The 6545-nt window shown below is 71.1% G+C and carries 5 protein-coding genes and 1 pseudogene; 3 read left to right on the forward strand and 3 right to left on the reverse strand.

From position 1 onward, the window contains the following. Positions 1 to 649, forward strand: a 649-nt coding sequence (locus HMPREF3099_RS06085; RefSeq protein ID WP_168168459.1) for a S8 family serine peptidase, incomplete at its 5' end; no start/stop codon positions are given. A 61-nt stretch (positions 650 to 710) separates the two neighbouring features. On the opposite strand, the pseudogene HMPREF3099_RS12370 reads toward HMPREF3099_RS06085, so the two are convergent. Continuing rightward, a pseudogene (locus HMPREF3099_RS12370) lies at positions 711 to 836 on the reverse strand (30S ribosomal protein S6--L-glutamate ligase); the annotation flags it as partial. Here HMPREF3099_RS12370 and HMPREF3099_RS12845 point away from each other — a divergent pair. Further along, positions 807 to 956, forward strand: a complete 150-nt coding sequence (locus HMPREF3099_RS12845; RefSeq protein WP_168168457.1) for a hypothetical protein — start codon at positions 807 to 809, stop codon at positions 954 to 956. The pseudogene HMPREF3099_RS12370 and the gene HMPREF3099_RS12845 sit on opposite strands and share 30 nt — an antisense overlap. A 263-nt stretch (positions 957 to 1219) precedes the next feature. Beyond that, positions 1220 to 2560 carry a hypothetical protein gene (locus HMPREF3099_RS13260; protein WP_180802209.1) on the forward strand — a complete coding sequence of 447 codons (1341 nt, stop codon included), beginning with the start codon at positions 1220 to 1222 and terminating at the stop codon, positions 2558 to 2560. A gap of 101 nt (positions 2561 to 2661) precedes the next feature. Here the strand turns inward: HMPREF3099_RS13260 and HMPREF3099_RS06100 are convergent, their stop codons facing one another. Together HMPREF3099_RS06100 and HMPREF3099_RS06105 are read right to left on the reverse strand one after the other, a co-directional pair. After that, entirely contained in the window at positions 2662 to 3771 is a 1110-nt protein-coding gene (locus tag HMPREF3099_RS06100) for a ribonucleotide-diphosphate reductase subunit beta (protein WP_083323548.1), read from the reverse strand. A 121-nt stretch (positions 3772 to 3892) separates the two neighbouring features. Further along, positions 3893 to 6493: a ribonucleoside-diphosphate reductase subunit alpha gene (locus HMPREF3099_RS06105; protein ID WP_141762022.1), complete on the reverse strand. Its 2601-nt coding sequence runs from the start codon at positions 6491 to 6493 to the stop codon at positions 3893 to 3895. Between the last annotated feature and the right edge of the window lie 52 nt (positions 6494 to 6545).

Here is a 6545-nt window from a genome sequence, read left to right on the forward strand (position 1 = left end):
CTCCATGGCCGCCCCGCACGTGGCCGGCGCGGCGGCGCTCTACCTGCAGAAGAACCCCACCGCCACCGTGCAGCAGGTGGCCTCCGCCCTGCGGCAGACCGCCACCCAGGGCATGGTCAGCGGCACCTACGGCTCGCCCAACCTGCTGCTGGACACCACCGCCCTCACCGCCGGGGGCACCACGACCGACCCGCAGCCCACCGGCGGCATCGTCAACGGCGACTTCGAGGCCGGGACCACCGGCTGGACCGGCGACACGTGGACCATCAACTCCGCGCAGTACACCGCGGCCAGCGGCAGCTCCAAGCTGTGGCTCGGCGGCTACGGGCAGGCCCGCACCGAGACCGTGCGCCAGAGGGTGACCGTGCCGCAGGGGGCCACCACGCTCGCCTTCCGCCTGCGCGTGGACAGCTCGGAGTACTACCGCTCCCAGCCGTACGACCGCATGCAGGTGCGCGTGCTGGGCACCGACGGCCGCCTGCTGGGCACCGTGGCCTCCTTCTCCAATGCCGACCACGGCAGCACCTACACCACCCGCACCGCCGACCTGGCCCGGTGGGCGGGGCAGACCGTGGTGCTGGAGCTCACCGCCACCGAGGACTCCGGCGGCCAGACGTCCTTCCTCGTGGACGACCTCAGCCTGCGCTGAGGCCGGAGTCGGCCAGGGTGCGGCCCACCAGCTCGTGGCCGGCGTGCACGAGCAGCTCGGCCACGCCGGCCACCCGCAGGCCCATGATCTGGGCGGCGCGCACCGCGGTCTCCTCGTAGGCCGGGGCGAGGGTGACCGGCTCCACGCTGCCGCCGCGGTGCACGGTGGAGCGGAACTCGTCGCCCTGCCCGACGCCGACGGCACCGAGCAGGTGACCTTCTGGGTGAACCCCTGGCAGGAGTCCGAGGCCGACGCGGTGGAGGTGACCCGTCCGGTGCACGACCGCCGCCGCAACCGGGGGCGCTGAGTGGCCCGCGAGAGCTTCGGCATCGGGCCGGTGCGGGTGCGTGCCGGGCGTGCCCAGAAGGTGGAGCTGCCGGTGACGCGCACCGTCACCGGGGCCGAGGTGGTGGGCGTGGAGGTGATCCGACGGGTGCGGGCCGACCTGGACGACGACCTGACCCGCCGGTTGGCCACCGCGTTCGGTGCGCCGGCGATGCTGCACGCGCAGATCCGCGACAGGTCGCTGCGGCAGGCGGCCCGCGAGCGCGGCGCACCGGCATCCTCCAGGTGGAGTGCGCCCTGGGCCAGGAGGTCACCCGGGGTGACCGCCTGGGGGGCCTGGGGAACTCGTTCGGGCGCGCCCTGGCCGTGGTCAAGGCCGACCGCGACGGGATGGTGGTGGGGCGCACCGGGATGCCGCTGGTCAACGCCGGCAACGCGCTGGTGCACATCGGCGCGCGGCTGAGCGCCGTGGCGGCCGCCCCCACCGAAGGTGCAGGCACACCGCGCAGGGGTCCGCCCGTCGGCGGGTCACGGGACTCCCGGATCGCTTTAACATCGAGCCGCCGGGGGCATCCGGCACTCGTCGTCGACCCACCAGGGGGAACCATGAACCTGACCCGTCGCACCCTCGTGAGGACCGGAGCGTGGAGCGCTCCGGTCGTCCTGGCCGCCGGCGCCGCTCCGGCGGTCGCGGCCAGCGGGGCCACCTACGACCTGAATGCAGCCAGCTACAAGGGCCAGATGATCACCTGGTACACCCCCGAGCGGGACGCCTGGAACCGCGCCAACCTCGGGGTATGGACGCTGGAGAACACCGGGACCACTGCCTCCCCCGCCACCGGGGTGACCCTGACCGTCTCCTGGGACCGGCGCCTGTGGGGCGACCTGACGGACTACAACCCGGCGCTGCTCTCCGAGCCGACCACCACCACGGATGGTGACCTGGTGACCGCCGTGTTCGCCGTCATCGCTGCGGTGGAGCCCGGGCAGTACGAGGGTCCGAGCATGGACATCGCCTTCTCCGAGATGCCCGAGGACGGCGTGACCGAGGTGCGGCAGGACTACCTGCCGATGACGATCGACATCGCAACCCAGGTGCCGGACGCCGACCCGTCCAACGACACCCGGGTGCTGGAGGTGAAATACGGCGAGGTGACCCCGTGGAACGGTGCCATCTCCGGCACCTTCGACACCGTGCGCGTGGAGTGCAGCGATGGCGCCGCCGACATCGCCTACCCCTCGACGATCACCGTCACCAGTGACGGCCCGAACCCCGTTCCCGCCGACATCTCGGTGTACTACTTCGCCAACTCCACCTACGTGGATGATGGCAACGTCCACACCTGGGGGGAGTACTTCGAGACCTTCCGGTGCGAGTCCGCGACCCTCGACGGCCAGCCGGTCACGCTGGAGACCAGGCGCGACAGCGCGGGCCTCGACACCGACTGGTCCCTCAACCAGCCGATCCCGGCCGGTTCCGTGCTGCAGCTGCAGATCAGCGCCACCGGCAAGGCGACCAGCGCCGACCCCGTCCCCACGGCCTCCTACGGCGGCATCGGCTTCGACGAGTCCGAGACCAACGACGAGGACAACCAGCTGCGGGCACCGGAGCCGGTCCGCGTCTGACGCGCGTCCAGCCCGGCCCCTGGACGGGCACGACGCCGATGGGGGGTGGTCGCCACGTGGCGACCCCCCCCATCGGGCAGTGCGGGTTCTGAGTCAGCGGCTCAGAAGTCCTCGTCGAACGAGACGCTGCCCTCCACGCCCACCTGGTACGCGGACACGCGGCGCTCGAAGAAGTTGCTCAGCTCCTGCACGTCCTGGAGCTCCATGAACGCCAACGGGTTCTTGGTGCCGTAGATCTCCGGCATGCCCAGCTGCACGGCGCGGCGGTCGGCCACGTTCTCCAGGTAGGCGCGCATGTCGGCCACCGACAGCCCGGCCACGCCGCCACCCAGCAGGTCCTCGGCGAACTGCGCCTCCGCGTCGACGGCCTCCATGAGCATCTGCCGCACCTGGCCGGCCATCTCCGCATCGAACAGGTCGGGCTCCTCGGTGCGCACGGTCTCCACCACCTCGAAGGCGAAGGCCATGTGCATCGACTCGTCGCGGAACACCCAGTTGGTGCCCGAGGCGAGACCGTTGAGCAGACCCCGGCTGCGCAGGAAGTACACGTAGGCGAACGCGCCGTAGAAGAACAGGCCCTCGATGCAGGTGCCGAAGCAGATGAGGTTCAGCAGGAACTGGCGGCGCTGCTCCTTGGTCTCCAGGCGGTCCAGGTCCTGGATGGAGTCGATCCACCGGAAGCAGAACTCGGCCTTCTTGCGGATGGAGGGGATGTTCTCCACGGCGGCGAAGGCCTCGAAGCGCTCGGCCTCGTCCGGGACGTAGGTGTCGAGCAGGGTCAGGTAGAACTGGATGTGGACGCCCTCCTCGAACAGCTGCCGGCTGAGGTACAGGCGCGCCTCCGGGGAGTTGACGTGCTGGTACAGGTTGAGCACCAGGTTGTTGGCCACGATCGTGTCGCCGGTGGCGAAGAAGGCCACCAGGCGGCTCACGAGGTGGCGCTCGGCGGGGGTCAGCTTGGTGTGCAGGTCCGACAGGTCGCTGTGGAGGTCGATCTCCTCGACCGTCCACGTGTTCTTGATGGCGTCGCGGAACATCTCGTAGAACTGCGGGTAGCGCATCGGCCGCAGGGTGAGCGACATGCCGGGGTCGAGCAGGCGGGAGCCCTGGGCCACGGCGTCGTGCAGGTCGGCCTCCACGTGGTCGGTGTGGGTGGCGGCGGCCTGGTTCTTGGTGACGGTCTGGTTGGTCGGGTCGGTCGGCTGGGTCACGGGAGTCTCCTCATCGATGTTGAGTCGTCGTTCCTCGGGGTGAATCAGCCCTCCGGACCCCGGAGAACGACGACTCAACGTGGGGGGGTGGGGTGCGCGGGGGGTGGGGTGCGCGGGTGCCTTACTCGCAGGCCTCACAGGCCTCGGGGTTCTCCAGCGAGCAGGCGAGCGCCTCGGCATCGGTGAAGGTCCGCACCGGCTCCGATGCGGTGAGCCCGCCGACCACGCCCGGCGCACCAGGGGCCGTGGGCTGGCTGGCGCCCGGGGCACCCGTCGCGGCGCCCCAGCTCGCGCCGGCACGCACACCGGACACGGTGGCCTGCTGGATGCGGGTGGCCGGCCGGCTGCGCAGGTAGTACGTGGTCTTCAGCCCGGCCTTCCACGCGTACAGGTACATCGAGCTCAGCTTGCCGATGTGGGGGCTCTCCATGAACAGGTTCAGGCTCTGGCTCTGGTCCACGTACGCCTGGCGGGCCGCGGCCATCTCGATGAGCGCCTTCTGCGGCAGCTCCCACGCGGTGCGGAACAGCCGCCGGGCCTCCTCCGGCAGGTCGGCGATGCCGGCCACCGACCCGTTGTCGGCCTTGAGCTTCTCGCGCACCGTGTCGGTCCACAGACCCAGGGACTTCAGCTCGTCCACCAGCGCGGTGTTCACCTGCATGAACTCCCCCGAGAGCGTCTCGCGCTTGAACAGGTTGCTCACCTGCGGCTCGATGCACTCGTAGCAGCCGGCGATGCTGGCGATCGTCGCCGTGGGCGCGATGGCGATCATCAGCGAGTTGCGCAGGCCGTGCTCGGCGATGCGGGCGCGCACCGCCGCCCACCGCTCGGTCTGCGTGGGGGTCACCCCGTACAGGTCGTGCTGCAGCTGGCCCTTCGCAGCCCGCGTCTCGTCGAAGCTCGGGTGTGCCCCGAGCTGCTCGGCGAGCTCGGCCGAGCGTTCCAGCGCGGAGAGCTGGATCTCCTCGGCGATCCGGGTGCTCAGCTCGCGCGCCTCCGGCGAGTCGAACGGCATCCGCAGGGCGAAGAACACGTCCTGCAAACCCATCGAGCCCAGGCCGATGGGGCGCCAGCGCGGGTTGGACGCCGCCGCCTGCTCGGAGGGGTAGTAGTTGATGTCGATGACGCGGTCCAGGTAGGTGACCGCCAGCCGCACCGTGGCGCGCAGCTTCTCCTCGTCCACGCCGACCGCGCGTGCGGCGGCGTCCTGCGGGCGGGCACCCGTGGTGCCGTCACTCCATCGGAGGTGCTGGGCGAGGTTCACCGACCCCAGGTTGCACACGGCGGTCTCGTCGTTGCTGGTGACCTCGATGATCTCGGTGCACAGGTTGCTCAGGTGCACCACCGGGGCCGGCTGGACGGTGCCGTCGGCGGCCACCCGCGGCGTCTGGTCGTCGCTGGTCTGGTTGCACGCCCGGTTGGAGGCGTCCTTGAAGGTCATCCACCCCTGGCCGGTCTGGGCCAGGGTCCGCATCATGCGTCCGTAGAGGTAGCGCGCCGAGACGGTGCGCACCACGTCACCGCGCTCCTCGGCGGCGCGGTAGGCGGCGTCGAAGGCCGGGCCCCACAGGTCGGGCAGCTCCGGCACGGCATCGGGGTCGATGAGGGACCACTCCCCATCAGCCTCCACACGGCGCATGAACTCGTCGGGGATCCAGTGGGCCAGGTTGAGGTTGTGCGTGCGGCGGGCGTCCTCGCCGGTGTTGTCGCGCAGCTCGAGGAACTCCTCGACGTCCGGGTGCCACGGCTCGAGGTAGATGCACGCCGCACCCTTGCGCCGGCCGCCCTGGTTGACCGCCGCCACCGAGGAGTCCAACGTGCGCAGCCACGGCACGATGCCGTTGGAGTGGCCGTTGGTGCCGCGGATCAGCGCCCCGCGGGAGCGGATGCGGGAGAAGGCCAGGCCGATGCCGCCGGCGAACTTCGAGAGCTTGGCCACCTGGTGGTAGCGCTCGTAGATGGAGTCGAGGTCGTCGCGCGGGGAGTCGATGAGGTAGCAGCTGGACATCTGCGTGTGGCGGGGGCCGGAGTTGAACAGGGTCGGCGAGCTGGGCAGGTAGGCCAGGGAGGAGAGCAGCTCGTAGAACTCCACCGCCTCCGGCGCGGTGCGCGAGAGCCCGGCGGCCACGCGCATCAGCCAGTACTGGGGCGACTCGATGACCGCCCGCGTGAGGGGGTGGCGCAGCAGGTAGCGGTCGTACACGGTGCGCAGGCCGAAGTAGTCGAAGCGCCAGTCGGCGTGGGCGGCTTGAGCGCGGTGCACGGCATCGTCCAGGAGGCTGGCGTGCTCGGCGACGAAGGCGGCGGTCACGTCGCCGATGAGGCCCTGCTCGTGGCCGGTACGCACGGCCTGGCTGAAGGTGGCGATGCCCTGGCCGCGCACCTCCTTGTCGATGGTGCCGGCCAGCAGCCGTCCGGCCAGGCGGGAGTACTGCGGCTCGGTGGCGGTCATCTCCGCAGCGGTGGCGATGGCGAGCTTGTCCAGTTCGGCGGTGGTGGCGCCGTCGTAGAGGCCGGCGATGGTGCGGGTGGCCACGCGCATGGGGTCTACCTCGGGCAGGCCGTCGGTGCAGCGCTCGATGGCGGTGACGATCTTGGCCAGGTCGACCTCCTCGTGCTCACCGCTGCGCTTGACGACGCGCATCGGGTGGCGGGAGGTGGTGGGGGTGCCGTCCAGGGTGGGCTGGGCGGGGGTGCCGGGGCCGGCGGTGTGGGTGGTCATGCCCTCTCCTCGCGAGCTCGCGCCGCGAGGGGTGGGGGCGTCGGCCGGCCGG

Origin of the sequence: Kytococcus sp. HMSC28H12 (assembly GCF_001816045.1) — a bacterium.
GTDB classification, from domain to species: Bacteria; Actinomycetota; Actinomycetes; order Actinomycetales; family Dermatophilaceae; genus Kytococcus; species Kytococcus schroeteri.

Bases quoted from the DNA above. Each gene is read 5' to 3' on its own strand.
- HMPREF3099_RS06105 (WP_141762022.1), bottom strand. From the start codon at position 6,493: ATGACCACCCACACCGCCGGCCCCGGCACCCCCGCCCAGCCCACCCTG.